The organism is Marininema mesophilum, from assembly GCF_900106775.1.
Taxonomy (GTDB): Bacteria; Bacillota; Bacilli; order Thermoactinomycetales; family DSM-45169; genus Marininema; species Marininema mesophilum.
The window spans coordinates 1-26,349 of the sequence record NZ_FNNQ01000021.1; the positions used below are offsets into that span (position 1 = coordinate 1).

Below are 26,349 nucleotides of genomic sequence, written 5' to 3' on the forward strand. Positions count from 1 at the left end.
AAACAATTTCCTTCTAGTCAGCTATGCTCCGCCTGTGGCTACCGCAATAAGGATGTGAAGAATCTTAACCTGCGAGCATGGACATGCCCTACGTGCCACTCTCACCATGACCGAGACATCAATGCAGCCAAGAACATCTTGCAAGAAGGACTTCGTGTACTTGCGGTTGGGCAGACCGTCTAAGCTTGGAATCGATCCTGTCGGTAGATGGGAGCTCCCAAGAATCCCACCGCTTTAGCTGTGGGAGTGTCAAGAATTCAGCGATAGGCATTGGTGGTGCAATAGGAGCGCTAGTATTTTCGTTATGGATAATAAAATATCCTACGCCCCAGATGAATTTGACTGCTTCATTTATTGAAGGATTGGCACTATTTTTTATTGCTCTTACTCCCAACCATTGGGTGGCTGCTTCGTTATTGGTGATAATTGGGGGCACAACCACAGCGATTAATGTTATTGCGCCAAGTGTTAATCAATCTATCATACCAAAAAAGTTATTTGGACGTGTGGTTAGTGTCATGATGTTGGTTATGACGGGCTTGGTACCTATAACCCAAGCATTGGCAGGTTATGTAATTGATAATACTTCTTCTAATCAAGTGTTTTTTTATGGAGGAGCACTCGAGCTACTTACCGCAGGATTTGCTTTCTTTATTCCTGCAGTACGAAATTATAGTGTTCAATATTTTAAGAGACAAGGTAATTTACAGTGAGTTAAATCCATTTGAAACAATCGGAAATTAGCATTATCCTCCAACCCCGATTGACTACCTTAGATGGCTGATTCTTTTGGTTACGAAAGAACAACGGAATTATTTCCTTCTGCCACAGAATAAGCAACATCCATATGCTACAGACTATTATACCTTACCTCATCCAAACCAATTATATAGATAGTCCGTATCAACGATATATCTCTACTTTCCGAATCTTCGATCCTGTGGTATGTAGAGAACCTTCCCTGTATAATGAGAAAGGATAATATGTCATGAGGTGATTATATTGAGCGAGAAGAATACCATCGTGGTCCTTGAAGGGGACCAAACTGGTCAAGATCTACTTGAGGAAGCCCTTCGAGTTCTGTCTCCCGATGTGATCGGGTTTGATATCGAATTTAAACATTTCGACTTAAGCCTGGAGAACCGTCGGCAAACGAAAAACGAAGTTGTGCACGAAGCTGCACGTGCCATGAAAGAATCAGGGTTTGGTTTGAAAGCAGCTACCGTCACTCCTGAGGTGCAGGGAGATGTAGGTAGTCCTAACGCTATTTTAAGGAAAGAGATTGATGGTAAAGTAATTATCCGCTCCGGGCGTCGTATCCCCGGTATCGTTCCAATCGGTGGTACCTTTGCCCCCATCTCTGTGATCCGGATGGCAGTCGGTGACGCTTATGGGGCAAAAGAATGGCGTGAAGGCGAGGGCGTTAATGAGGTTTCCTATCGGACTGAATCCATTGACCGGAAAACGTGCCGTGCTGTAGCAGAATATACCTTCCGCCATGCCAAACGTACCCGGGCAAAAGTATTCGGTGGACCAAAATACACCGTCAGCCCAATTTATGAAGGCATGTTGAAAGAAGAGATGGACGAAGCTAGTAAACGATACCCTGATGTGGCTTATGAACCACAATTGATCGATGCTACCTACGCTCTTCTCCTTAACAACCATGGAGATCCTTTGGTAATTCCTGCTCTTAACCGAGACGGTGATTGCCTCAGTGATATGGTACTTCAACTCTTTGGCTCCATCGCAGGTTCTGAGTCCATCCTCATGAGTTTTGACGATGACTTTAACCCGCAAACCATTATGGCGGAAGCACCCCATGGTACAGCTCCTGCCCTCTACGGGAAAAATGTAGCCAACCCAATGGCTATGATTCTAGCCAGCGCTTCCCTGCTTTCTCACTTCGATCACCCGCAAGCCCCTTCCGCTTCCCGGGCAATCTATGAGGCTACCATCGAAACCGTAAAAGAAGGTATCCGCACCGCTGACTTGGGCGGTAGTTCCACCACCACCCAATTCACTGATGAAGTTATCGACAAAATCCAAACGAAGCTTGAAGTATGGACGAGCTTACAAATGTAAGGTGACTTCTCACCTCTGCACAAGGATTGTGCAGGGGTTTTTTTATTTTCCATCACAGCATTGCTAGCAATAATGAAAGGAAAGAAAGAATTAAGGAGCCTCCCACTAAAGCGATCAAGGGACGGAAAATCTGCCTACCAAGCGTTCCTAGGCGAATGTGAAATCCAAGCCCTGCCATCGCCGCGGCCAATAAAAATGTCCCCAGCCCAGTCGCCCCTGCTAACCAGTCTTCTGGAATCGGAACAATGGCTCCAATCATACTAGCTCCCATAAATCCAAGGAGAAACCAAGGGATCTTCACCTGCTGATGTATGTGACTTCCTTGTTTCCGATGAATACACCATAAGAGCACAAAACAAACGGGTATTAGCAAAAACACACGTCCAAGCTTAGCCAATAGCGCAATAGACAGCGCATCGGGGCCCGCAAGTGAGGAAGCTGCCGCTACATGAGCCAGTTCATGAAGACTAAGGCCTGACCATACGGCATATTGTTCTGCACTGAGGGGTAACAAAGGATGTACAGCTGTATAGAGCAAGGTCACCAGCGTACCCATCAATGCAATCATTCCAACCCCTGTGGCAATTTTTTCTTTTTTAGCCCCTAAAATGGGGGAGACTGCCGCTATCGCTGCCGCTCCGCAAATCCCTGTACCAATAGCCAGTAATAAACTGAGTTCACCATCGGCCTTCACTCGCTTTGCGATCAGTAACACCGCTCCGATACCCACTCCTACAACCACTACATCGCGTAGCATCAGTCCCAAACCTTGATCCCACACCTGGTTAATATTTAAACGAAAACCATATAAAACAATCGCCACTCGTAACAACGTAGCAGATGAAAATTTAATCCCAACTTCCAGAGAAGTAGGAAAACCCACCCATTGTCGCCAGAGAACCGCTAACAGCAACGCCACCATCAAAGGACCTATCTTATCTACACCAGGTAACTTTGCTAATGAAAACGATCCCCCTGCTAAGAGAAAGGTAAGCAAGACCCCTTGCACGCCTTGGGATATTTCCTTCCCTTCTCTCCTTCTTCTGGTTGTCTGTATCTGGATTGCGGATCGCTTCATCACGTGTACACCCCTTTTTATCAGCGTACACGCGAGTGTTACATAAGTAAAATTGATTTATTTTATATACACTATAAGATATTATTATTTATAAGGGAGGTCTACACATGGACCAAGGTTTACGGATCTTTATCACGGTAGCTAAAACACGTAGCTTTTCCCGTGCAGCAGAGGAACTTCACTTAACCCAACCCGCTGTCAGCCAACAGATTCGCTCTCTGGAGTCTCGTTATGACACCCGTCTATTTGAACGAAACAATAAATCAGTTGAGTTAACACCCGCTGGAAAAATCCTTTTTCGAGAAGGAACAGAAATCCTCAACCAATATGCCAGAACCAAACGTCTCATCGAAGATTTAACCCAATCAGCTAACGGGCCACTTTCCCTTGGAGCCAGCTACACTTTTGGAGAATACGTACTTCCACCAGTGCTCGCCAAATTTTGTGCTCACTATCCTCAGATTCGTCCCAAGGTAACGATTCATAATACACAACGAATCGCAGAAGAGGTGCGCCGCAGGATGTTAGATATCGGCCTCGTTGAGGGGAAAATCGACCATCCTGAACTAGAGATCCTCCCCGTTTCTGAGGATGAACTCTTCGTCACCCTGTCTGCAAATCACCCCCTTGCCTCAGCAGGTAAAGTCCATGTAAAGGATCTGGCGGATGAACGATGGATTTTACGTGAAAATGGCTCTGGCACTCGAGATGTGGCCAATCAGTTCTTTAAGGATACTGGCCTTTCACCAAAAAACATTCTAGAGTTCGGGAGTACCCAGGTGATCAAAGAATCCGTAGAGACTGGACTGGGCCTGTCTATTCTCTCGCCTTGGTCCTTCCGCAAGGAACTTCTCCTCGGTACTCTCCACACGTTATCTGTACAAGGAATCTCTATGCGACGTCACTTCTACGCCCTAACTCGAGCCACTTCTTTTCACACCAAAGCAATGGATCTTTTTCTCGATTTCCTAACACCTGAATTGCATAACCACCCCTTTCCAACCACTCACGCCCATCTATCCCTAGAACCTCCTCAGAATGAAGGACTGTAGAAAAATAGGGAGAGGCCTGGGTACACAAAAAAGGCCAGGATTCCTCCTAGCCTCTCCACTATCATTTAGATTAACTTGAAATTGTAGCTTCTTTCATTGGCTCTTTTAATCCATCTTCAATCCCGATCATAATCTCCTGCAAGGTCATCTCATCTTCTAAATATACTTGAATCAACTCATAGACAAGCGTCACCTTCGTCGGGGGGTATTCAATCGCATTCAACATCTCATTGAGTGGATCAAAGGAACGAGAGAGGATTTGCACACTCCCAGAGTTAAGTACTTCCTCCAATTGAATCGTTCTTTGATAAACTTCCTTGATCATTTGCAGAATAATCGCCATCAAATCTTTATACTTATCGTCCATGACACCCATCCTTCCATGTAAAAAAATAGGATTTTTAAACATTATGGCAGTATACGATCGCGACAAAATCAAAATATGTTTAAAGACAAGGTATATCTATTTTAACGTTTCCATTGAAAAAGTAAAATTTTTTTCTATAAAAAAGCGTCCCCAAAAGGAGGACGCTTTTTACCCTAGGAGAATGAGTGGGGATACTCACTACATCGGGTCTTGGTTACATTCTTCTGGCCAGCAACTCTTTAATCAATTGGAGGGGGCTTCTACCTCATCATTCCCACTTCTCTGGTTCTGCTGAGCCTCTGGAATAAGCATCCCTTCATGTTGGCCAACATCATTGCCCAATTTAAGCAACGGCTTTTTCGCTGGTCCCTCAATCACATTCCCCGTAAAAGAAAATCGGGAACCATGGCAAGGACAATCCCAGGTTCGATCACCATCATTCCATTCTACTTCGCAGCCCATATGCGTACACGTCGTATCCACTAAATAAAGTTTACCTTCTAGGTCCCGATACGCACCTGTGCGATCTCCCCCAAGAATGACCACTGCCGCTTCATCTTTACCGATATTGGTCAATGAAGCCGTAGGGATTTCAAACTTTCCTTTAATAAGATGAGCCGCCACATCTATTCCTTGCAACGTAAATTGTTTAACACCAGGATTCACATGAAAACGAGAGGGAGAGTACAGCTCCGCATACGGATTGTCACGCCCCACTATCTGATCACTTAAAACCTTTGCCGCCACAATGCTCTGGGTCATTCCCCATTTCCGGTAACCTGTTGCTACATAGATTCTCTCTTTCCTTGAGGATAACGGACCGATGTATGGCACTCGATCCAAGGAAGTGAGATCCTGCGCAGACCAGCGATATACAATCTCTTTGGCCCCAAGGGATTCTCCAGCAAATTGGCGTAGTGCTTCATAATGATTCAACGTATCGATCCCTTGCCCAGTTTGATGATTTTCTCCCCCTACCAAAACGAGGGAATCCTTTTCCCATTGGACAGAACGAATAGAGCGAACAGGATCATCCACACTGAGATACATCCCACCGCTAAATTTCTCTGGCCTCCGAAGAGCCAATACATACGAGCGTTCTGCTTTCAACCGCGTAAAATAAAATCCACTATCGTAAAAGGGGAAATGAGAAGCGATAACCACTTTGTCACTGGTAATCCGCTTTCCATTTTCTAATACCACTTGCTGTGAATCCCCCTCAACAAGATCTACCGCTTTCGTATTTTCGTATATTTGCACACCCTTCTTCTCCATGACTGCAACCAATTCCGTAAGATAAGCAAGCGGGTGAAATTGTGCCTGTCCATTCATCACCACAGACCCATGACTTAGAATATCGATAGGAAGGTTCTCTATGGATCCACCATCAATACCAAGTCGTCGATATGCCTCGATTTCTTGTTCAATCTTTATCACATTCGCTTTATTCATCGTAAATAAATAAGCCTTCTCCTCACGAAAATCACAGGTAATATCTCGATCAAACACCTGCTCTTTAATAAACTGTATGGCTTCCATATTCGCCTGATAATACTGCTTTGCTTTTTCTAGCCCTAAATATCTCACCAGATCATGGTAAATAAATCCATGCTGCGCTGTTACCTTAGCAGTCGTGTGACCTGTCGTCCCATTAAACAATCGATCAGCATCCACCAATACTACTTTACAACCTGACTCAGCAAGCAGATACGCCGTCGTAACTCCTGTAATACCCCCACCAATGATCACGACATCTGTGTGAATATCCTCATTTAATTTAGGAAATCGATTTAGATCCATCGATTCTCTCCAGTAGGATTCCGGGAAATCTGGTAATGAACTTATTTCATCTATATTCTTCTGCATGATTATCCCTCCTTCAGTTCTCATCAGTAATTTTCACGCCCTTCCCTTTCGTTATACAGGTGAATAAGAAAGACCGACGGGTTTCCCCATCGGTCTTTCGTCTTACTAGTTATTACTATTTGGTATTCCTCTCTTTCCTTTTAGTAAATCCATCCCCATATCAGGGTTATTTCTAACAGAATCAGCAAAATCAGTTAGCTCTTTCTTATCTACATCAGCTTGGGTCACTTTCATTAAATAATCGAGAACAGAACTCATCCCACCTCGTTCGTTTGCCCGCCTTGCTCCTTCTAAAATCTGACCTAATTGCTTTTCTGTCAACACGTCTTTCCCCATCATCGTGTTGATCAGTTGTGTCATCTCCTTATGGTTTGGACCTTTCCCCTTCATGTGCATCCCCCCGGCTCTTAGCTTCGCTCCCTCCACCATATGTCAGTGTTCAAGTGAGGGGGCGGGCCACCGTCCAGGATGCCTGTAATTTGGGCCAATCCCTTAACCCACTATTTCAAAAGTCGAATAAACTATTGGAGAGCATCACATACGATCCATACCTAATCCACCGAAAGGATGAGAACTGTGTGGGATAACTGTGGTTATGATGGTTATGGATGTAGTGGAGGAGGATATATTGTTTCAGATCGTCCTCTCGGATTAGACCGACTCCTTCTTTTTCTTCTACTCATCCCCACAATCTTCTGGTTTGTGGGTGCACTCGATTAAAAATAGGTGGCATAGACGAACATCCATTTTCCCGGGCAGGGATATCCGCCTGTACACATCAAACGCCTGCCGCATAATTTGTACCATCCAGTGAGAAAGGAAGACGTCGTACCGATTCTGCCACCACTGCCTGCTAACACGCAAAAGCTCTCTCCCTCCAGCTTCTGCTGCGTAGTGGTTCGTCTTGCACGAAACACTTCCCACAATCCTGCTCACTTAGGAGTCTCCCTAGATTCTTAATTATGATCGCTCTACAACTCTATTAGAGAAATCTAGGCCGGGGGCGGAGAGACCCAACCCTCTCCCAATCACCACTTATGAAAGGGGGTGGAACCATGAGCTACGGCTACGGTTATGGTGGTTACGGTGGATTCGGTCTGCGCCGTCTTCTCATCTTCCTGCTCGTTGTCGCCACCATCTTTGCACTAATTTGCTAGTATAGGCTAAAAACAATAAACCAGGGAATTTATGAGACAAAGAGGTCACCCACTCGTTTTCCTATCTACAGACCTTAAATACGGGTGGGCACGCCTCCTTACCATGACAGATCCCCCAAAGGAGGAACAATCTATGAGCTACGGTTACGGTTATGGTGGTTACGGTGGATTCGGTCTACGCCGCCTCCTGCTCTTCTTGCTCGTTATCGCTACCATTTTCGCTTTGATTTGCTAGCAAAAACCCCCGAAATGGGGGTTTTTTGTTTAAGATCCTGTTAAAGCTTCCTCCAGGGAATCCTGCGTGATATGCCAATGGGAAGTGTTCCATACAGCCTCATTATTCTTGACTAGGATCGTTTGGGGAGATTTGTGTTGCACATTAAGATCTTCAGCAACTTTGTTGGAAACATCTCGGGATTCGATCACTTTCACTAGGACATAATCCACATCTTTATGAGAGGTCGTTGTGATGTATGTTTCACACTCTTTCCATGCATTCGCGCTCACCGGGCAACGGGTACTGTGCTTCATAACAAGCAACGGCCGTTCTTGTGAACGATTCAGCATTTCTTGCCATTCATCCTGTGTCGAAATCTCTTTCCATTGCATTATTTAACCCACTCCTTCTAACAGTCGAGCTCTATTCTTCCTCGCTCTTCAACTCTTATATTCCCCCAATGGTCAGTCTCAAAGCAGAATAAAAAATCCCACTAGGGGATTTTTAGCAAGATGGAATTGCTCATTTAGAAACCATGTATTTTAGCCTTTGGTTTCTTCCTATCTAATAGCTTGACTAACAATTGGTACTCTTCCAAAAGTAACATTTCAAAAAACTTCATCTCTTCCCGAAGTTTTCGATTTTCTTTGAGAAGTTGCTCAATATGCACCTGACTCGCCTGTATTCTATCTTCCAAACGTTGCACCCTCTCTAACATCGAAAGGGGCTCACTATTTAACCCCGCCCATTTATTTAGATAAGAAGATGGGTTGGTCTCACCCACAGAAAAGTCCTTCCACCTTAGAAAACACTCTTCTTCATCACGCCCCATCTTTTGGGCAACCGTCGTAAAAGTTCGGTTCCTAGACATTCCCGAACGTCTACAAGCTGAAACCCAGTAACATAACATCTGATCATCCTCTTCGTTCCAGGAACGGGACAAGCCATGCACCTTCCTCCTGTACCGACTCTAAGGTATCTTATGAATGGGTTTCCCGTTCCGTATCCACCGTTGTCCCTTCTTCCATAACATCCGCTCTTTCGGAGGACTCCAACTCATCCTCCACTTCTCCATCTTCCCCATAATCCGCTACACGAGCCGTCTCCAATAACTTTAACAAGCGTGTATAACGATCCTTGATCTCCTCTTGAAACTGCTGAAAAGAGTTCCAATGCTCCTGTAAGCGTCGATTCTCCAGAACTGCCTCCCGAAGGATACGATCCTTATCCTTTTTAAATTTCTCCAGATTACGGAGACGCTCCCTTTGATCTCGATATTCTCCTTCGAAATCCTTTAATTGGCCCACTACATCCCGCATCGAGAAATAATTTTCCCGCTTTCTCTTCAATTGACTAGCTACACGTTCCTGCTTTGCTCTACGAAAGGCTTCATTTTCCTGTTTGCGGACTACAGCATTCCAGCGAAATCCACAGGCTCCTGCAGTCCGGTTGATGATGCGCCCTACCTCTGCGAAGGCATCTAGCTGGTTGCCTCCCTCTCGGACCCATTGGAGAACTGTTTCCGCCAACAGCCGATCCTCTTCCTGTGTCCAACAGCGCCCTTTCATACCGAAGCCTCCTTTGTATCCTTTCTATCGTTATATTTTATGGGCACAGGATAAAAAGGTGCCTTCTGGACATAGAAAAAAAGATCAGTGTATATCACAGATCCCTTTCACGATTTGCAGATTTTGAAAGTAGGCAACGCTCAAGCTTCTCCACATCAGAGATGCCCCTTTTACTTTTGCTCGATTCAATTGATGCATGATCGCCACAATTTGAATCACTCACCCGTTTGATTCGACAGGTTCCCGGGAAAAGTGTCAATAAACCTCTAGAAAACAAAAAAGACCAGGGTTCGCCTGGCCACATGAAAGAGGGTCAAGATTAAGGAGTTAAGAAGCGTGGTAGCAAGCAAGGAGGTCAGCCTTGCTTACAAAACGATTATAACATAATGTTCGAAATTTGTCGATATAAGCACTTCATTTTTTTGAACATTTCATTTATCTTGGAATTTCATATGGATTACTCAGCTACACGGTTTTTAAACCATACTCGACGAAGCATGCGTGAAATGGCTAGCTTATCACGATACCCTTTTTGCTGAGCACGCACAGCCCGCTTAAATCGAGTACGCCCTCGATTCCCTATATTGGATACGAAAGTTAAACGAACAGCAGAAGTATCCGTACCTGCTTCATGGATTCGGTTCAGTAAACGAACAACCAAATTGTGATAGCAATCATCTTCAAGTGGATAGCGAACAGCAATTTCTAAATGGAGAAATGCCTGACGAACTCGCCCTGTACGACTATATACATCGGCCAGCAATACATGGGCAAAACCATCCTGTGGTTGGTTTGCTAAGCTGTTTAGGAGTTGATTTTCTGCTTGAGTAGGAACTTCCTCCATCAATAATAGAAAATGACCAAATTCTTGATATGCAACACTGCGATCTGGATGACTCTCAAGGACTTTAAAGTAAGCAGTCTGAATTCCCTCGGGATTTCCAAGGACACTTTGGATACGTACATTTAAAACCAAACCTTCACTATGGCAGGGCTCCATGGTAAATAGTTCTTCGATAACTAGTTGTGCTTCAGCAAATCGTTTTTCATCATAATGCCGTTTCGCTAATTCATAACATTCCAACGCTGTGGGAGATGTTACCATTGCGCTTGCCTGATTCAACCCCTGTTCATCTACTTGATTGATTACCGTTTCCGTTCCGTTCATATCGATTCCTCCTCCTCTTTCTCCCTGCTATGCATGAAGATCTATGAGGTACCGACCCATCAACGATTCGATTTTACCCTATTCGACATATTTTGTCACGTTTTTTCGACAAGATTTCACAACAAAAAAGCGGTAACTTCCCGCTCTCTTTTGTTGCACTATCGCTTTTTATTGATGGTTCTCCCTCATATAAAAAATTAAGAAGTCCCTACCTTCATCCGAGCTCGCGTGATATAGTCCATCTCATAATACTCCAACTCATCACGAAGCACCTCAAAGAGCTTGGATAAATTTAATGTAATCGCCTTTAATGATGGCGGGGGTTCTTCACGAAACTGGATCGTATCACGATTGGTATAAGAGTAGCGCCCATCTTCTTCATACACTTCATTCTTAGGATAGTAGAAATTGTAGATACAGGTTCTCACGATTTCATTGAGCACTTTCTCGGCAAAATCTTCATTAAACTTGACTCTCCGTAAGACAAGACTTACCTTTTCATAACCTTGTTCACAAGTCACGGACAATCGACGTAAATCGGACAGGAATTCCTTCAGAAAACGTTCCTGATTTTCCCCCTGTTCACTTTCCTCAATCAGTTTTGGTAGGTGGATATGATCAAGAAAATCCACTAACAATTGACTCGCCTCTGACAGTTTATCCCGGGTCAGTTTGCACAGATCTTTCGTCTGCTCTTGAGGCATAACCTTCGAGTACCCCCTTGAGTTTACAACCTAGCTCCCAAAATTCACTGACAGTATAGCATGATTAAGGAAAAGTCGTCGATACCAACCAAACAATTTCACACTCTTCTTTTATGCTTTCACAGCTGAAATATACCGACTAAACAACAGACCTACCGTTATTGACGGTAGGTCTGTCTTCACTTTATCAATGATAAGGAGGGCAATGGTGATGCTCAATCGCCTGACTAATAATTTCACTTAAATCGTCTCGATTGATCGACTGGATATTTGTAACGATCACTTCCGAATCTAACTCAACATCTCGCAATAATTCATACAGATCAGGAGAGACGGTCAGGATTAAGGTGGATAGCTTCATCGTTTCCACTGCCATCACCCCTCACAGAAATATAAGCTGTTGTATCATATATTATGTTTCCACCATTACCCAAATTGTCAAGCCATCTAACCCAAATTTAAAAAGGGCAGTTTCCTCAGCGACCTCCACGGAACAAAATCGCATGATCCACCTTGATACAACGGTCCATAATCACCGTCAATCCTGCATCTTTAGCGAGTCTAGCTGCTTCCTCATTGATAATTCCTTGTTGCAACCATAGCACCTTCGCTCCTGCGGCAACGGCATCTTCTGCCACTGATAAACAATGTTCACTTCTGCGAAAAACGTCCACAATATCGACACGTTCAGGGATATCCTTTACCGAAGCATAAGGCACTTCCCCCAATACAGGTTCACTCAGGCCAGGATTCACTGGAAATATCCGATATCCAGCATCCTGTATGGCTTTTGCAATCATATGACTTGTCCTCTCCGGATTAGCCGACAAACCGACAACAGCAATATGCTTTGCCTCTTTCAATAGGTTACGAATCTCATCATTTCCTGGATTATCGTGCATGGAATCTCTCCCCTTCTATTTGTTAATAAATATCCTTAACCTTTTTCACTTCCTCTATAGCAAACATCAACCTATGATAAGCGAGTCAATATCCACTCACCTTTTCTCTCTATTCCTTTTTATTAAAATAGATATCTTTTTCTAACGCAACAAAACCTGCGTCACATATACGCAAGTTTTATTAGATAAACGGTTTCTCTGCGATTATCAAAATGCTCGATCATACTGCTGAGGTAAAATCGAGTCATGCCCTAGTGTTCGCACTGCCTCATTTGCCCAATAGGGATTCCTGAGCATCCCTCTCCCTATTGCTACCATATCAGCTGATTCATTTTGTACTACCATATCGGCTACATGCGGATCATCCAGATGACCTACAGCAATTACAGGTATATCTACAGCCATGCGAACAGCCTCAGCAAAGGGAACTTGATAACCGGCAGATGCCACACGAACAGGTGCTGGACCTCCGGGGGCTTCGCCACCAGAACTAAGATCAAACATATCCACACCCATTTCTCGGAAAAGACGCGCTCGATCAATCGTTTCTTCTAAATCATAACCACCCTCCACATATTCTATAGCGGATAGACGCATTATCAGAGGCATTTCCTCTGGAATGTGTGCCCGCACCATGCGGATGACCTCACTAGCAAAACGATTGGGCTCCCGATATTCATCCGTACGATGATTAGTCACCCTGGAGATAAATTGATGAATCAAATAACCGTGGGCACCATGTATTTCAACGGTGTCTGCACCAGCTTTGACGGCTCGTTCAGCAGCCTTTGCAAAATCCTTTACCAAGGCCTTGATTTCTGTCACATCCAGCTCATGAGGAACACGGAAGCGATCACTAAAAGGTATCGCTGAAGGTGCCACCGGAGACAAGCTATCCGACTCTGCCTTTCTCCCAGCATGTGCTAGTTGAATACCTACCTTCGCACCATATCCTTGACATGCTTGAATGATGCGTTGAAAAGCTGGGATCTGCTCATCGCTCCACAATCCTAAGTCTAGGTCGGTGATTCGTCCGTCGGGATGAACATCCGTCATCTCCATCATGATTAACCCAGTACCACCTACCGCTCGGGAGACATAGTGTATGTAGTGCCATTCCTCAGGCTTCCCATCTCGGCCCTCCACACTATATTGGCACATCGGTGACATCATAATCCGATTCTTTATCGTTAAACCTCTCAATTTCATTGCATCCAGTAATCCAGGCATCTTCTTCTCTCCTCTACATTAGCAACCCCATTTCGTACCTATTCCATCCTAACATCAAAAACAAACCTTTTTATTCTGCCTAAAAATAAAAAAACCCCATCCCACAGCAACACCCCAAGGGTACTTCCTTCGGGCGCACCCCAAGGGTACTTCCTTCGGGCGCTGTGGGATTTTCAGGAGTTTCCATCAACTGACAGGATCATTTCAAATCTTAAACGATCTGCCCAACCACAAGTAATCGTAGTTCCACTTGCAAAATGTTTCTCAATACATTGATATCTCAGTCTTTTTCTACAAGTTCAGTTGTGCGCAAACACAGTTTGTCTATCATGTCTATGGACCTTCCATACCAAGGGCTTCTCTACACGCTAGATCCTCTCCTAGGGGACATGATCGATATCACCGCTTTACTAGTTTCATATACTTATCCCAATTCCACTTTTTACCTGGATCAGTATGAGTTGTTCCAGGAACTTCACTGTGGGCAATGATATGTTTTCTATCCATTGGAATCTTGTATTTTTTACAGAGCCAACGAGTAAGTTTTGCGGAAGAACGATACATTTTATCCGTGTACCAACCAGACTTACCTACATAGCCCTCGTGTTCAATCCCAATGCTGGGTGAATTATAATTCCTCGCATGCCAAGCGATGCTTCGATTACGAACCAACTGTGTCACTTGACCATCCTTTGAACGAAGAACAAAATGCGAACTTACATCAGCTTTCGGATTTTGAAACCAGTTGATAGCAGAAGAATACGACCCTTGAGTCGTATGAATCACAATATATTTGATCTTCTTGTGATTCCGGTTGGATGGGGTGAAGTTATCATCCGCTACAGGCTCCCATTTAGCCGTTTTATAATCAGGATGGCCCGGTGAAGACGTAATATTAGATAAACTACCCCGATTTGGCTTTACCTCTTGCTGGGAGATCGTTAAACGCTCTTTACCCACTTTCTTGGAAACGCCTTTTTGTAAAACATCATACACACCATCTGCATAGAGCTTGGCTACTGATTGATCCTTGAAACCCACATATTTAGCAACGATGGGATACCATTCTCCAAGGGAATCAGGACGAGCTTTTCTGTTTTTCTCTGCTAAGTAGTCGATAACTGCCGCAGCGCCTCGGATATTTTCCGTCGGATTTTTCTTCAATGCATCTTTTTCCACACCCGTTAAACGAGAAGCCAATCCAAGTGTATCTTGTTCTCCGTTACCGACTAGTTGCATCAATCCATAGCCCTTCATCTGACTAGGCTTTCCATCATTGTTTTCCCAATGGGTCTCTACATAACCCATTGCCATCAGAAGAGAGATCGGCACATTGTACTCATCTGCCGCATCTTGAAAGGACTCCTTCATCCCTTTCTTCTCCTCGGTCATCGTAGCAGCAAATACTGCTGGCGTAACAACCGTTAAGACTAGTAGTAGGGCAACCACCATCCATCCCTTGCGAAATTTCCTCAATCCAATTTCCTCCTTTTTGTTTGTGAAATCTTTCCCATAGAATAGTGAAATGAGGATATAAATATCCAATATTCCAATCCTTTAATACCTCTTTCGATGGAATAATGAATATTCCTTTTTGAATTTTATGTAAATAAATAGTCGGATTACTCCTTGTGAATAAATCTAAATAATATGCAACAAGCCTCTTGGGGTATTTCCTCCCAAGAGGCTCATTTTGAATCATTCTTCCTGGTTAACCTAGACAAACCCCTACTGGATCTACTTTAGCCATCGATTCATTGGTCATCGCAACCGATTTTAATATCGGCTTGGTATTTTCTACTAAGGTAAGAGCTAGTTGGACTTGAAAGCCTAGGGATCGATAAAAACTCTCCATCTCTTCTACTTTTTCGGTCCAGTAATGATAATGGAAAAGTTGCATATACCTACTCCCCCTCTGACCTCAACTCTGGTTATTTCATGCACCTGAACTTGAGTATTTTCCAAGACGAACGAGACGCTAACGACTCAAACGCCCGGAGGAAGTGCCCTTGGGGTGCGCCCGCAGGATGTACCCTTGGGATGCGCCCCAAAGAAAGTACCCTCGGGTCACCCCAAGGGTACTACAAAATGATCTCTATCGCTTACCCGAGCTGAAAAACTGTAAAAAAGAACGACCAAAATCGGCCAGGGAAAACTCCCCATCCACTTGATCCATATAAGCTCTCTTCACACGTTCAATCAACCACACCGGAACTCGTCTTCCTTCTAGAAACGGATAAAACATTTCGTATCCCTGTACAAGATGCTCCCAACGACCATCATCACCCGGTTTATTGTATTCGGACACATCGATGATTTTAGCGTGACCATCTTGAAGAAGGACGTTTTTTAAGTGCATATCTCGCGGATTGAGATCCACACTCCTTACATAACGACGGGCCTCCGTTACTTCTTCTATGATATTCTCAGGGATTACCACTCCCTGAATCAGACAGTCATAAAGAGTTAAGCCAGATTCGTAGCTCATCACTAGAAAACGGTCATCCATGCCATAACATGTCGGGAAATAAAAAGATTTACCCAATCTCTGATATACATCGTATTCCTCTTTACAGGCAGAGATCCGCTCCTCTGTAAACACTTTAAATACGATGGTTGGTAAGGATGCATGACGTACAACCACTGCATCACTACCTGTACCCATCACTTCCAACCCATCTGGGATGGTTTGTACATCTACCGGTTGATTTCCCGGCTTTGCAGTAATTTCTACCTGTGCAATCAATGGTTTGATTGGTTCCCAATCCATCGGGTTCCCCCTTGTGATAGAAACAGCCATTCACTCCTAAACAAGAGCCGATACCCATCCACACTTATCCTTGAAAGAATGGTGTTTGAATGCCTTCACTATACTGAATTCGTTATTGCCTTGTCAATCAATGGATATCCCATTCCCTGAATGTTGCTCAATCAAACAACGATCAGCTTACACTCTTAAATAGAAAGAGACGATTAGTGAATAATCAACGATCGTCTCTTTAGTTATTAATGTAGCGTTGAAACCACTGCAAAATTTCACGATCACGAATGCTAGTCTTATTGGTCAAATAATGATTACCACCTGGCACTAATACCAGCCGGTTTTCATATCCCAATTTCTTCAGCTTGGCTACTAATTGCTGTGACTGCTCGACTGGAACAACCGGATCCTTTAACCCATGTAAGATTAATACCGGAACCTTCAATTTATCTGGCCAATTAAGCGCAGAACGTATCTGATATGCCTTAGGATCCAGGAGAGGGTCCCCCACTAAACGGGAAAGGGGGTTACGAAAAATATCCCCACTTCGTTCGTATATCTGACTTAGATCAGTAACTCCTCCTACAACTGCTATGGCATCTACATCGGCCCCTGATTTTGCAGCCATATACGTCATCATTCCACCACGGGAGAAACCGAGCATCACCTTCCGTTTTGAATCCGCATAGGGCAACTTTTCGGCTAAGGGAATCAGATTAAGTACATCACGCACATCCTTCCCAGCCAGTTCAGGTTTCCCTTCACCACCTGCAACACCACGATATTCAGATGCTAACACCACATATTGGTTAGAGGCTAATTTACTTAAGTATCGAAGAGTGTTTTTATTAATATGGGAAGAATACGCAATTCCACCACGGTTAAATATAAGGACAGGAAGTTTTTTAGCTTCGATCCTTTTAGGCTTACAAAGATAGCCAACTACCCGAACACCATCACTCATATAAGTAATCCGATATAAGGTTGTCTTATCTTCATAACCAGTTACAGGACGAATCCTCTCTTTAGAGACAATTTTTCCATTAGTAGCTTCAAAGGAGCCTTGGCTTTTATTTGGATCTCCCTGTCGCTTATAAACCTGTACAGGACTATCCTTTCCTTCGATCTCTGACCAAGTCACCCAAAATGAAATTCCTGCTAATAGTAGAAAGAGTAAGGCTCCAACTCCTAACCGTTTCAATCTATGGCCCCCCTTCTCGGAAATTTTCCCACCTAAAATAATTTACGTTTTACTCGTACTTCATTACTTTGATAGCTTCCATAAATTGAACATTTCCGCAGAAAACTTATGTGCTGAACCTTTTTAGCCACACGCACCGTTTAACTATAGATAGACTACCAGATTCACCACACTATCCCAGGATAAATTTCCTTTTCATTTTGTCAATTTTTAAGTTAACCTAGGGAAAGCTTGACTGGTCTTAAAGGATTTTTGCTCTACTTTTTTTAGTGTACTTAACCAACCAGCAAGGTCAAGCATTTAATCTCTAGTCTAAAAAAAGAAATTCTTCCTACCATGAACAATATGGGATATGTCATCGGTGAAAGGAATGAACCATCCTGAAATCGCTCCGAAAAATGACTAAATTGCTAGTGCTATGTTTGTTCGTTATTATTTTGTCTGGCTGTGTAAATGCGAATATGCACGTAAAGATCAACCTAGATGGCTCCGGGACCTATAATCTAAAAGTATTGACAAATCCACTCTTAGTCGATCAACTGAATTCCTTTCGTCAAACTACTGAAAATGAAGGATACTCAGTAAAAACAGTTGAAGAAGATGGGCAAAAGGGCTGGATTGCTACCAAAAAGGTAAAAAACGTCGCCAAAGAACCACCAGGACAAGAATGGATGAAAGAATTTTCAACTGATGGAAAAACAGCGGGTCTTAGCCAGTACATGAATTACTTGACGAAGGATCAAAAACAAGGTCCTATAACCATTAAGAACAGTTTTTTAAACACCCGTGTTTCCTTCCGCAAAAATGTGAACCTAAAAAAAATGAATATCAGCAATCCAATAGCAAAAAGTCTGATCGACCAAGTAAAACTTAACCTCCGTATCACGCTACCCTTTAAATCCGATCGCAACAACGCAGATTCTGTCTCTCCTGACGGTAAGACCTTATCATGGAAGTTGGAACCAGGAAAGAATAATCTTATCTATGCAGACGTTAAGTTTCCCAACCCCATTGGCTGGCTAAAACTTGCTGGCATGATACTTGTTGGAATCATATTGTTGGTTCTTTTGATATTTCTCATCAAAAGATTAACCAGAAAAAAGCTTAAGTAAAGTATCGTATATAATTCTTCCGAACAGAAAGAGATAACAACATGCTGTGACTACAACAACCCGGCGGAAGATTTTGGTTGGAAAATATATACCAAAAGCGGGGTATGACTTATCGATCAGTCACGAGTCAATCGATTCAAAAAAAAGAGTCGAAAGAAAATCTGGATGTGGATTCTCCTGTCCATTCTTCTTATTATAATCATTGGGGTCTCTTATTTCTTCTATAAGGTTTCAGGAGCTGTAAATGATTCTTTTGACCCGCTCAATCGTAAATCCTCTAAAGGGCAGAAAGATTTAACCAAACAAGGAAGCTTTACAGTACTATTAGTAGGTACGGATGTTAAGGACTCCTCAAATCAAAATTGGCGCTCTGATACCATGATACTCGCGGCGATCAATCCAAAGAAAAAAACGATGAAAATGGTAAGTATACCGCGGGATACCTATGCTGAAATTGCAAATGCCAACGCTACTAAAACGAAAATCAATGCCGCTCCTTATTATGGGATTAAATCTGGCGTAGGACCGATGACTAATACGGTATATACTCTTGAAAATTTCTTGAACACTCCGATCAAATATTACGTTAAAATCAACTTTAATGGATTTATGGACATAACGGATACCCTTGGTGGCGTAGATGTCAATGTGCCCTTTAATTTCAATATGCGTCTTTTCTGGAAGAACTACACCTTTAAAAAAGGGCCTGCCCACCTTAACGGTCATGAAGCTCTCGCCTATGTAAGATTCCGTAAATATGATCCTCGAGGCGATGCCGGACGGAATGATCGCCAAAGGGAAGTTGTACAAAATCTAATGAAACAAGCCATCAGCTTAAATTCAATTGGCAAAATTGATGATATTCTCAATGCAGTCGGTGACAATGTCAATCACAACATGAGAATGAGCGATATGCTTGAGTTACAGTCCATTTATCGAAGCATACCCAAGGAAAAAATAGAAACACTCAAATTTAATGGTCAAAATTCCAGAGATAACCCTCAAAACCTATGGTATTACAATATTTCTGATAGCGAACGTCTACGGGTAAGCCTCGAACTACGTAAGGCACTCAGCCTCCCTTTACAAACGTTAGACGGCAAAATCTATAAAGGCAAAATACCAAAGGAGCCAGCATCTTCTACTCCAGGACAATCAAGCAGTACCACACCACAACAGCCGAATTCTTCGGCCCCTACTAAGGGAGGTACTACGACTTCACCATAACCAAGTACTTTACCTGTATTCAAAAGAGCACCTGTACCTTAAGAGGCCTAGATGAGTGGTCTTTCTTTTTAGCCCGCAAATGAGAGAAAAGTGTAATCCTTCCTTTATCAATGAAAGAAAGGATTACACTTTTATGAGTTAAAAATGAATTGCATGTTATTCGTACAAGAATCTTAATGTCACACTGATCGTCAAACTAATGTAACAAACACAAATTATTATTTAAGGAGACTAACCGCTCCCAAGTTGATAGCCGTTATGAATGATTATATGTTGATGCTTATTATGGAGGAGAAAATAATCTAAATGTAACATACTCGAAATCCCGTATCACTTCGTACGTTTCAAGTGTAAACGAACAAAATAAATCTATATAAGAGGAGCACTCTTAACGTTTTGGAACTTATAAACTGAATGTGATGACAAAATCTATATCATGAATATAGAATAACCTCAATTAAAAAAATAGTATACTTCTTTGACAACAATCCAGCTGAAGGTTATGATTTGAAAAAAATGAAATTATGGATACTAAAAGCGGGGTATAATGAATGGACCAGTTACGAACGAACCGAGTCAAAAAAAAGAGACGACGAAAGAAAATTTGGATGTGGACTCTCCTTTCCATTCTTCTTATTGCAATCATTGGAACCTCTTATTTCTTCTATACAGCTCAGGGAGCCTATAACAAGTCCTTTGATCCCCTCAAACGTGGAGACAAATCCTCCAAAAGGGAAAAAGCAGTTACTATGCAAGATCCCTTTACCGTGTTGTTGGTTGGTACGGATGTAAAGGACTCTTCTGATCAAAACTGGCGCTCCGATACAGCGATCGTCGCGGCAATCAATCCAAAGAAAAAATCGATCAAAATGGTAAGCATTCCACGGGATACTTATGCTGAGATCGCCAATACAAATGGATTTAAAAACAAAATCAACTCAGCCCCTTATTATGGAACAATTAAAGGGGTAGGTCCTATGACAAACACGGTACAAACGATCGAAAATTACCTAAACACTCCTATTGATTACTATGTGAAACTAAACTTTAAAGGCTTTATCGACGTAACAGATGCCCTTGGTGGCGTGAATGTCAATGTGCCTTTTGATTTCAATATGCGCCTGTTCTGGAAGAATTACACCTATAAAAAAGGACCCGCTCATCTCAATGGTCATGAAGCTCTAGGCTATGTACGCATGCGTAAAGAGGACCCCCGTGGTGATTTTGGACGTAATGATCGTCAAAGAGAAGTTGTCCAGAATCTAATGAAACAAGCCATGAGCTTAAATTCCATCAGTAAAATTGATGATGTCATCAAAGCAGTCGGTGATAATGTCAACCACAACTTGAAAGTAAATGAGATGTTAGATTTACAATCCACTTATCGAGGTATCCCTAAAAAGAATACAAACACTCTCAAGATGAGTGGTTATGATTCTAATAAGAATCCAAAAGGCATTTGGTATCACTATATTCCTGAGCAGGAACGGCTACGTATCAGTCTCGAATTACGTAAGCAGCTCAACCTTCCCTTACAAACCCCGGATGGAAAACCTTATAATGGAAAAATACCAGAACCAGCCTCCACTACACCGTCATCAAGATAAATGGTAGTATGACTAGACCATATGGCATCGATTGAAAAGAACCCCTCACTATTTGTGATAAGGGTTCTTTTATTTGTGAAATCATTAATGCTTCACAAGATCTAGGTCTTTAGTCCATCAATATCTTTCCATCTAGGTAAAAAGGGCCTAAAAAATTTGAACCCTAGGGTTGATTGCACAAAACTTGCCAACAAACTAAACTAAAGATAAACTTTAATCGACTTATTTTTCTGACTTTCCCTATAAATCAACACTACTCTCCACTAATAGAAGGAGTGACAGGCATGCGATTCAAAGTTCGTGTCTGGCGGATGTTAAAGGCCCATCAGCGAATTCAAGTTCTACAATATCGGGTGAATTCCGCACGGCGTTCAGGAAAGGAGGTAGACAATGAACTCCCATGATTATCACTGGGTCAAGCAGATTCGTGGAAACCTTCTTAATTTTTGTAGTGAACTAGAGCCACAGGACTTCACTCGTCAATTAGACAACTTCGCTTCCCAGAGCATACAAGAGATACTCCTTCATATAGCCGATTGTTACCATGGTTGGCTTGGTTCGTTTGTCTTATTAAAAACACAGGAACCCTTCATCCCTAAGGAAAATAGGCACTCCTTTGGTATCGAAGAAATCAAGCAACATTTTGAGCATGGGGATACCTTTGTGGATGAAGTGCTGAAGGGGCCATTGGATGAGCCGCTTAAAAGGCCCATTCCTTGGAGAGCAGGAAGTGAACTTATAACAAGGACTCCTGGCCAATTATTGATGCATGCGGTCACTCATGAATTTCATCATAAGGGACAGATTGCAACGATAGCTCGCCAAATGGGTTATGGGCCACCCAATACAGACGTACTGGGAATTGAGGATTAAAGGTGTATTTTATTAAAATAAACTTAACTGCACAGGAGCCTCCATAGTAGGTTCCTCACTTCCCTTCACACCCTTTACCCATCTGCGATTCCTTAGCTTTGTAGATAAACCAACCTCTTTAGCGAAATAGAACACCTTCATCTGTATCTCTTGTATAACCTCCTCAGGTGCATAGGCACCTTCATACATCCGAACGAGGCGAGGATAGACTCGAGGAAAGGAACGATGCATTTGACGCAGAAACCAGTCCTTCACATCAGGCTTTAATCGTAAAACAGAAGGAATGAGAAACTGTGCATCATGTTCTGCGGCCTTTTGGATCACCTCTTCTAATTGCTCATCTGAATCTGTGATAAAAGGCATGATCGGTGCCAGGAAGATTCCTGCCATCACACCTGCCTGACTTAGTTTCTTCACTGTACGAAGACGTTGACGAGGATGGGGGGATGAGGGTTCAGTCTTTTTCCACACCTCTTCGGATAAGGTGCTTATGCTGATATTGATGGAATCAATCTTCATATCTTTTAATAGATCCACATCCCTGAGAATAAGTGGCGAGCGAGTTGTAATGCTTACAGGTACTCCATAATCACGAAGCACCTGTAAAATCTCTCGCGTGATTCTAAGCTTCCCTTCCAATTGCTGATAGGGATCTGTGACTGTACCGATAGCTATCCCTCCCCCCTTCCACCTTCCTCTTTTCAACTCCCCTCTTAAGACTTCCGCCGCATCCCGCTTAACAAAGATATTGTTACGAAAGCTATCATCGGTATGAAAGCCCAGCCAGGTATGCGTCTGACGCGCATAACAAAAGTGACAGCCATGACCACATCCCCGATAGGGATTAATCGACCAGGAAAAGGGCATCCTCTCTTCCGTCACTGGGGTCAGAACGGAACGCGGACGAACAGGAAACCAACGCTCTGGTCCCACGCCATTGTTCATCTTTCCACCTCCAACAAAAGCAAACGTTTGTTCTCGTTATTATATACCAACTAAGTATCATTGCCAACTATCATCAAGAAGCTTCTTCCCCTCTCCCTCTTTTCCGCTTCATCAACTGATAACAAAGCGTAATTACCGCAATCAATGCCAGGCTAAAAATGAGACTAATCAAATGCTTTTTATCAAGAAAAATCCCTATGAGGACTAAGAGGATCAATAGACAGGAGAGGAGCGTTCGCAATGGATAGCCCCACATTGGATGACTCTTTTCTTGAGGTGGCCCGTTTTTTTTACGGTACTGATGATGGGTAAGCAAGATCCCCATCCAGAGAAGAACAAGATTGATTCCCGCAGAAGTGGACAAGAGCTCATAAACCACTTTCGGGAGAAAAAAAGAGATCCCAATTGCCAAGATAAGCCCTCCTGAACTTGCTAAAAGCGCACGAGTCGGTACCTCTCGTCTATTTTTCAATAGAAGCCCGCGAGGGGCATCTCCATCCTCTGCGAGGGATAAAAGTACACGAGTATCTGCAAACATCGCAGCTACCATTGTAGAGAAGGCAGCAGCTATCATGATCCCGTTTAATATCTCATCGGCATATGGGACGGATAACCGTGACAACACCGTAATCAGAGGACTCTGCTGTGGAGAGAGACTCCCTGTTGAGCCTGTCAAAATGACTAAAGTAAGGGGGACAAAGTATAGAATAAAAAGCAGAATGACCACCCCACGGAATGCCCCTGGAATTTTTCCAGGTTCCTTCATTTCTCCCGAAGCCAACCCTGTCGCTATAATTCCACCAAAGGTAAAGTAAATTAAGATTAATGCTGACCAAAGTCCCCTTACGCCATGGGGAAACCACTCGTCCTTCGTACGAGGGAGAAACTCCCCTCCCATTACCATCCCACCAGCTACTATCATCACAACTAAAACAAAACCAACGATCGCCGCAATTTTAACAACAGCAAACAAGGATTCCGCTTGGCCAAACTTTTCTGAGCCAAGCCAATTTAGTCCGAGAGCCAAGAGGGAGAAGACCGCCGATAGTAACCATAAGGGTATAGAAGGAAACCAACGTTGCGTAAACAGACCGAGGGCAGTTACTTCACTGGACATGATCAGCACTCCAGCTGTCCAATACAACCACCCTCCAACAAAGGCCACCCTTCTCCCTAGATACTCACCAGCATAAGCACGAAAAGACCCTCCCTTTCCTGCTTCATCTGCCGCCATTTCTCCTAAAGCGGCAAAGATCGTACTTACTGAAAACCAGGCCAACGCATAACCAAGTAACGTAGATGGTCCTGCCATATTAAATATGGTACCCGTAGCTAGGAAAAACCCTGCTCCTACTATTGAAGCAATCCCAATAAAGGTAAGCCTAGCTTGGGTCATCCCAGGTTCCTTCTCCGTCTGATGCTGTACATGGGGATGAACCGCTTTTTTCTTTTTATCAACTGTGTATCGCAAACCAATCCACTCCTGCTTTTTCTTCCTATCCTCCGCAGAAGGTAACTTTCCTATCCTATATAACTTGAAACTCTATTTGAAAATATTCGTTTTACAAACTATAATGATCTGAACAAAGGAAGTGGTTTCATGCTGATTTTAAAAGAAAAAGAGATCCGCACTCATTTTCAAATGAGTGAAGGCATAGCTGATGTTGAAAAAGCGATAGAGTATCTCGCCCAAGGAACCCTTACTGATACACCACGCACCGTATTTTCAGTCGAAGAAAAAGAGGCGGGGTTCCTTTATATGCCCGCCTATGTCGCTCCATCCCATTTTGCAGCGGTAAAGATCATTAGCGTTTTCCCCCATCGCACCAAAGAGAAAAAATCAGCCATCCAAGGCCTTACACTTCTCTCTGATGGTGAAACTGGAGAACATCTTGCATTGATGGATGCGACTTGGCTTACCGTGATGAGAACCGGAGCACTTAGTGGTGTTGCAGCCAAACATCTAGCACGAGAAGATAGTCGCACCCTTGGAGTGATCGGGTGTGGTGCTCAGGCGCGGGGGCAAATCGAGGCAATGCTTAATGTTCGCCCCATTGAGAAGCTTTTGTTGTTTAATCGGAGAGCAGAAAAAGCTCACCAGTTAGCAAGTGAGATAGAGGTTCGACACAAGGGACGACTTGCCATTCACGTTGTGGAGGATCCCAATCAAGTCGCATCTCACGTAGATATTCTGGTAACGAGTACAAACTCCCATAAACCTGTATATGATGATAGCTACATAAAACCAGGTACCCATGTAAGTGCTATCGGTTCATATCGACCCGTTATGCAAGAAATTGACGAAGAAACCTTGAAACGAAGCAGTCGAATCGTTGTGGACACATTGGAAGGCGTATTAGAAGAAGCTGGCGATTTTCTCATTCCTATCAAAAAAGGTAGCTTTTCACGTAATCAAATTGATGGAGAATTAACCGATATTGTTGCGGGTCGCATTTCTGGAAGGAAGACACCCTCAGAGATTACCTTCTTTAAGTCAGTTGGCTTTTCTCTACTCGATGCTGTCATCTCCTATCCCGTCTGGAAACGGGCGCAAGCGGCTGGTGATGGCTTGCAAATAGACTGGTGAATTTCTTAACCTTTTCACTGATTTTTGGTTTTGAACTCGAGAAAAAGTGGTAATTTACGAACGTGGCTATTATTACTCGATAGGAGGAAGGGTCTTGAAAAGAAAATTAGTTGCTTTATTTGCTGTGGTAGCGGTGTTCGCCTGGGTTCCGCTTTCCCCCTTGTTTAACTCAACGGCTCATGCTGAAAGCACCGCCAAGACCGATGTGTTGAAACAAACCATGGAATTGGCTAAACAAGGAAAAGCGGTGAATAGTGGATCCTTCGGACTTCAGTCTAAAAAAAGTAGCATCCTAAAAAAATGGGGCAAGCCTGAATACCAGGACCAGTTCACACTCAATTACGACAAACACCAAGTCTCCTTTTACCTCGATAACCAAGGAATCGTAAAAAGCCTTGAAACCACGGATGCTAAACTCGTACCCGTCAGCCATGATCAGGTTGCGAAGACACTTGGGAAACCCTTTGAGTCGGATGCAGGTGCTGGACAATATTACGAATCCTATCATGCTGGTAAAAACGATGTCACCTTCCATTGGACCAGTATGAAAAAACCAAATGGTGAACTGTCATTAACCTCAGTAAAAATTGAAAAAGCACCTAAGCACAAAAAATAAAGGCAAAAAAACCCGCTATCGAGCGG

General features: G+C 43.2%; 29 protein-coding genes. 10 read left to right on the top strand and 19 right to left on the bottom strand.

The genetic code is table 11. From position 1 onward, the window contains the following. From BLV90_RS14950 to BLV90_RS14960, 3 genes are all read left to right on the top strand, one after another. Positions 1 to 183: zinc ribbon domain-containing protein (locus tag BLV90_RS14950; protein ID WP_143035076.1), on the top strand; the 183-nt coding region annotated here is incomplete at its 5' end. 2 nt (positions 184 to 185) lie between these two features. Continuing rightward, positions 186 to 713: an MFS transporter gene (locus tag BLV90_RS14955; RefSeq protein WP_091742800.1), complete on the top strand. Its 528-nt coding sequence runs from the start codon at positions 186 to 188 to the stop codon at positions 711 to 713. Positions 714 to 1,002: 289 nt separating this feature from the next. Next, positions 1,003 to 2,085, top strand: coding sequence for an isocitrate/isopropylmalate family dehydrogenase (locus tag BLV90_RS14960; RefSeq protein ID WP_091742802.1), 1,083 nt, complete (start codon positions 1,003 to 1,005; stop codon positions 2,083 to 2,085). 52 nt (positions 2,086 to 2,137) lie between these two features. Here the strand turns inward: BLV90_RS14960 and BLV90_RS14965 are convergent, their stop codons facing one another. Next, positions 2,138 to 3,163 carry a YeiH family protein gene (locus BLV90_RS14965; protein ID WP_091742804.1) on the bottom strand — a complete coding sequence of 342 codons (1,026 nt, stop codon included), beginning with the start codon at positions 3,161 to 3,163 and terminating at the stop codon, positions 2,138 to 2,140. A gap of 107 nt (positions 3,164 to 3,270) precedes the next feature. Between BLV90_RS14965 and BLV90_RS14970 the strand changes: the two genes are divergently transcribed. Then, positions 3,271 to 4,215 carry a LysR family transcriptional regulator gene (locus tag BLV90_RS14970; protein WP_091742806.1) on the top strand — a complete coding sequence of 315 codons (945 nt, stop codon included), beginning with the start codon at positions 3,271 to 3,273 and terminating at the stop codon, positions 4,213 to 4,215. A 70-nt stretch (positions 4,216 to 4,285) separates the two neighbouring features. Here the strand turns inward: BLV90_RS14970 and BLV90_RS14975 are convergent, their stop codons facing one another. From BLV90_RS14975 to BLV90_RS15045, 16 genes are all read right to left on the bottom strand, one after another. Beyond that, positions 4,286 to 4,582, bottom strand: coding sequence for a hypothetical protein (locus BLV90_RS14975; RefSeq protein WP_091742807.1), 297 nt, complete (start codon positions 4,580 to 4,582; stop codon positions 4,286 to 4,288). Between the two features lie 243 nt (positions 4,583 to 4,825). Then, entirely contained in the window at positions 4,826 to 6,448 is a 1,623-nt protein-coding gene (locus BLV90_RS14980; RefSeq protein ID WP_245726385.1) for an FAD-dependent oxidoreductase, read from the bottom strand. Between the two features lie 105 nt (positions 6,449 to 6,553). Further along, on the bottom strand, positions 6,554 to 6,838 hold the full coding sequence (locus BLV90_RS14985; RefSeq protein ID WP_091742809.1) for a hypothetical protein: 285 nt from the start codon (positions 6,836 to 6,838) through the stop codon (positions 6,554 to 6,556). 285 nt (positions 6,839 to 7,123) lie between these two features. Beyond that, positions 7,124 to 7,384 carry a hypothetical protein gene (locus tag BLV90_RS16030; protein ID WP_143035077.1) on the bottom strand — a complete coding sequence of 87 codons (261 nt, stop codon included), beginning with the start codon at positions 7,382 to 7,384 and terminating at the stop codon, positions 7,124 to 7,126. A 485-nt stretch (positions 7,385 to 7,869) separates the two neighbouring features. Further along, positions 7,870 to 8,214, bottom strand: coding sequence for a bacillithiol system redox-active protein YtxJ (ytxJ, locus tag BLV90_RS14990; protein ID WP_091742811.1), 345 nt, complete (start codon positions 8,212 to 8,214; stop codon positions 7,870 to 7,872). Positions 8,215 to 8,348: 134 nt separating this feature from the next. Beyond that, positions 8,349 to 8,765 carry a hypothetical protein gene (locus BLV90_RS14995; protein ID WP_091742813.1) on the bottom strand — a complete coding sequence of 139 codons (417 nt, stop codon included), beginning with the start codon at positions 8,763 to 8,765 and terminating at the stop codon, positions 8,349 to 8,351. A 37-nt stretch (positions 8,766 to 8,802) separates the two neighbouring features. Beyond that, a complete protein-coding gene (locus BLV90_RS16740) occupies positions 8,803 to 9,390 on the bottom strand; it encodes a hypothetical protein (RefSeq protein WP_091742815.1) in 588 nt (195 codons plus the stop codon). A gap of 457 nt (positions 9,391 to 9,847) precedes the next feature. Further along, entirely contained in the window at positions 9,848 to 10,558 is a 711-nt protein-coding gene (locus tag BLV90_RS15005; protein ID WP_091742817.1) for a tetratricopeptide repeat protein, read from the bottom strand. A 197-nt stretch (positions 10,559 to 10,755) separates the two neighbouring features. Beyond that, positions 10,756 to 11,262 (bottom strand): DUF3907 family protein, encoded by a 507-nt coding sequence (locus tag BLV90_RS15010; RefSeq protein ID WP_091742819.1) that lies wholly within the window; start codon positions 11,260 to 11,262, stop codon positions 10,756 to 10,758. A gap of 187 nt (positions 11,263 to 11,449) precedes the next feature. Next, positions 11,450 to 11,632: a hypothetical protein gene (locus BLV90_RS15015; RefSeq protein ID WP_091742820.1), complete on the bottom strand. Its 183-nt coding sequence runs from the start codon at positions 11,630 to 11,632 to the stop codon at positions 11,450 to 11,452. Positions 11,633 to 11,738: 106 nt separating this feature from the next. Continuing rightward, positions 11,739 to 12,164 (bottom strand): CoA-binding protein, encoded by a 426-nt coding sequence (locus BLV90_RS15020; RefSeq protein ID WP_091742822.1) that lies wholly within the window; start codon positions 12,162 to 12,164, stop codon positions 11,739 to 11,741. Between the two features lie 207 nt (positions 12,165 to 12,371). Next, positions 12,372 to 13,394: an NADH:flavin oxidoreductase/NADH oxidase gene (locus BLV90_RS15025; RefSeq protein WP_091742824.1), complete on the bottom strand. Its 1,023-nt coding sequence runs from the start codon at positions 13,392 to 13,394 to the stop codon at positions 12,372 to 12,374. 399 nt (positions 13,395 to 13,793) lie between these two features. Then, the gene (locus BLV90_RS15030; RefSeq protein WP_143035078.1) at positions 13,794 to 14,870 is read right to left on the bottom strand and encodes an N-acetylmuramoyl-L-alanine amidase; all 1,077 of its coding nucleotides are present in this window, start codon (positions 14,868 to 14,870) and stop codon (positions 13,794 to 13,796) included. A 235-nt stretch (positions 14,871 to 15,105) separates the two neighbouring features. Continuing rightward, complete coding sequence (locus BLV90_RS15035; RefSeq protein WP_091742828.1) at positions 15,106 to 15,294, bottom strand: hypothetical protein; 189 nt, start codon at positions 15,292 to 15,294, stop codon at positions 15,106 to 15,108. Positions 15,295 to 15,489: 195 nt separating this feature from the next. Further along, a complete protein-coding gene (locus tag BLV90_RS15040; RefSeq protein ID WP_091742830.1) occupies positions 15,490 to 16,164 on the bottom strand; it encodes a hypothetical protein in 675 nt (224 codons plus the stop codon). A gap of 229 nt (positions 16,165 to 16,393) precedes the next feature. Next, positions 16,394 to 17,356, bottom strand: coding sequence for an alpha/beta hydrolase family protein (locus BLV90_RS15045; RefSeq protein WP_091742832.1), 963 nt, complete (start codon positions 17,354 to 17,356; stop codon positions 16,394 to 16,396). Between the two features lie 461 nt (positions 17,357 to 17,817). On the opposite strand from BLV90_RS15045, the gene BLV90_RS15050 reads away from it, so the two are divergent. The 4 genes from BLV90_RS15050 (at position 17,818) to BLV90_RS15065 (ending at position 22,175) form a co-directional block, all read left to right on the top strand. Further along, complete coding sequence (locus BLV90_RS15050) at positions 17,818 to 18,468, top strand: DUF3153 domain-containing protein (RefSeq protein ID WP_177168115.1); 651 nt, start codon at positions 17,818 to 17,820, stop codon at positions 18,466 to 18,468. A gap of 165 nt (positions 18,469 to 18,633) precedes the next feature. After that, positions 18,634 to 19,695, top strand: coding sequence for an LCP family protein (locus BLV90_RS15055; protein WP_091742836.1), 1,062 nt, complete (start codon positions 18,634 to 18,636; stop codon positions 19,693 to 19,695). Positions 19,696 to 20,246: 551 nt separating this feature from the next. Further along, entirely contained in the window at positions 20,247 to 21,302 is a 1,056-nt protein-coding gene (locus tag BLV90_RS15060; protein ID WP_091742838.1) for an LCP family protein, read from the top strand. 390 nt (positions 21,303 to 21,692) lie between these two features. Then, a complete protein-coding gene (locus tag BLV90_RS15065) occupies positions 21,693 to 22,175 on the top strand; it encodes a DinB family protein (RefSeq protein ID WP_091742840.1) in 483 nt (160 codons plus the stop codon). A gap of 12 nt (positions 22,176 to 22,187) precedes the next feature. Here the strand turns inward: BLV90_RS15065 and BLV90_RS15070 are convergent, their stop codons facing one another. Together BLV90_RS15070 and BLV90_RS15075 are read right to left on the bottom strand one after the other, a co-directional pair. After that, positions 22,188 to 23,120 (bottom strand): SPL family radical SAM protein, encoded by a 933-nt coding sequence (locus BLV90_RS15070; protein WP_245726386.1) that lies wholly within the window; start codon positions 23,118 to 23,120, stop codon positions 22,188 to 22,190. A gap of 73 nt (positions 23,121 to 23,193) precedes the next feature. Beyond that, complete coding sequence (locus tag BLV90_RS15075) at positions 23,194 to 24,591, bottom strand: amino acid permease (protein ID WP_091742842.1); 1,398 nt, start codon at positions 24,589 to 24,591, stop codon at positions 23,194 to 23,196. A 129-nt stretch (positions 24,592 to 24,720) separates the two neighbouring features. Here BLV90_RS15075 and BLV90_RS15080 point away from each other — a divergent pair, with 129 nt between their 5' ends. Then, positions 24,721 to 25,707: an ornithine cyclodeaminase family protein gene (locus BLV90_RS15080; protein WP_091742844.1), complete on the top strand. Its 987-nt coding sequence runs from the start codon at positions 24,721 to 24,723 to the stop codon at positions 25,705 to 25,707. 94 nt (positions 25,708 to 25,801) lie between these two features. After that, positions 25,802 to 26,323, top strand: a complete 522-nt coding sequence (locus BLV90_RS15085; RefSeq protein ID WP_091742845.1) for a DUF4309 domain-containing protein — start codon at positions 25,802 to 25,804, stop codon at positions 26,321 to 26,323. Positions 26,324 to 26,349 lie beyond the last annotated feature (26 nt).

Bases quoted from the DNA above. Each gene is read 5' to 3' on its own strand.
- BLV90_RS14965 (WP_091742804.1), bottom strand. From the start codon at position 3,163: ATGAAGCGATCCGCAATCCAGATACAGACAACCAGAAGAAGGAGAGAA.
- BLV90_RS14970 (WP_091742806.1), top strand. From the start codon at position 3,271: ATGGACCAAGGTTTACGGATCTTTATCACGGTAGCTAAAACACGTAGC.
- BLV90_RS14975 (WP_091742807.1), bottom strand. From the start codon at position 4,582: ATGGACGATAAGTATAAAGATTTGATGGCGATTATTCTGCAAATGATC.
- BLV90_RS14980 (WP_245726385.1), bottom strand. From the start codon at position 6,448: ATGCAGAAGAATATAGATGAAATAAGTTCATTACCAGATTTCCCGGAA.
- BLV90_RS14985 (WP_091742809.1), bottom strand. From the start codon at position 6,838: ATGAAGGGGAAAGGTCCAAACCATAAGGAGATGACACAACTGATCAAC.
- ytxJ (WP_091742811.1), bottom strand. From the start codon at position 8,214: ATGCAATGGAAAGAGATTTCGACACAGGATGAATGGCAAGAAATGCTG.
- BLV90_RS16740 (WP_091742815.1), bottom strand. From the start codon at position 9,390: ATGAAAGGGCGCTGTTGGACACAGGAAGAGGATCGGCTGTTGGCGGAA.
- BLV90_RS15005 (WP_091742817.1), bottom strand. From the start codon at position 10,558: ATGAACGGAACGGAAACGGTAATCAATCAAGTAGATGAACAGGGGTTG.
- BLV90_RS15010 (WP_091742819.1), bottom strand. From the start codon at position 11,262: ATGCCTCAAGAGCAGACGAAAGATCTGTGCAAACTGACCCGGGATAAA.
- BLV90_RS15020 (WP_091742822.1), bottom strand. From the start codon at position 12,164: ATGCACGATAATCCAGGAAATGATGAGATTCGTAACCTATTGAAAGAG.
- BLV90_RS15025 (WP_091742824.1), bottom strand. From the start codon at position 13,394: ATGCCTGGATTACTGGATGCAATGAAATTGAGAGGTTTAACGATAAAG.
- BLV90_RS15035 (WP_091742828.1), bottom strand. From the start codon at position 15,294: ATGCAACTTTTCCATTATCATTACTGGACCGAAAAAGTAGAAGAGATG.
- BLV90_RS15040 (WP_091742830.1), bottom strand. From the start codon at position 16,164: ATGGATTGGGAACCAATCAAACCATTGATTGCACAGGTAGAAATTACT.
- BLV90_RS15050 (WP_177168115.1), top strand. From the start codon at position 17,818: ATGCACGTAAAGATCAACCTAGATGGCTCCGGGACCTATAATCTAAAA.
- BLV90_RS15055 (WP_091742836.1), top strand. From the start codon at position 18,634: ATGTGGATTCTCCTGTCCATTCTTCTTATTATAATCATTGGGGTCTCT.
- BLV90_RS15060 (WP_091742838.1), top strand. From the start codon at position 20,247: ATGGACCAGTTACGAACGAACCGAGTCAAAAAAAAGAGACGACGAAAG.
- BLV90_RS15065 (WP_091742840.1), top strand. From the start codon at position 21,693: ATGAACTCCCATGATTATCACTGGGTCAAGCAGATTCGTGGAAACCTT.
- BLV90_RS15070 (WP_245726386.1), bottom strand. From the start codon at position 23,120: ATGAACAATGGCGTGGGACCAGAGCGTTGGTTTCCTGTTCGTCCGCGT.
- BLV90_RS15080 (WP_091742844.1), top strand. From the start codon at position 24,721: ATGCTGATTTTAAAAGAAAAAGAGATCCGCACTCATTTTCAAATGAGT.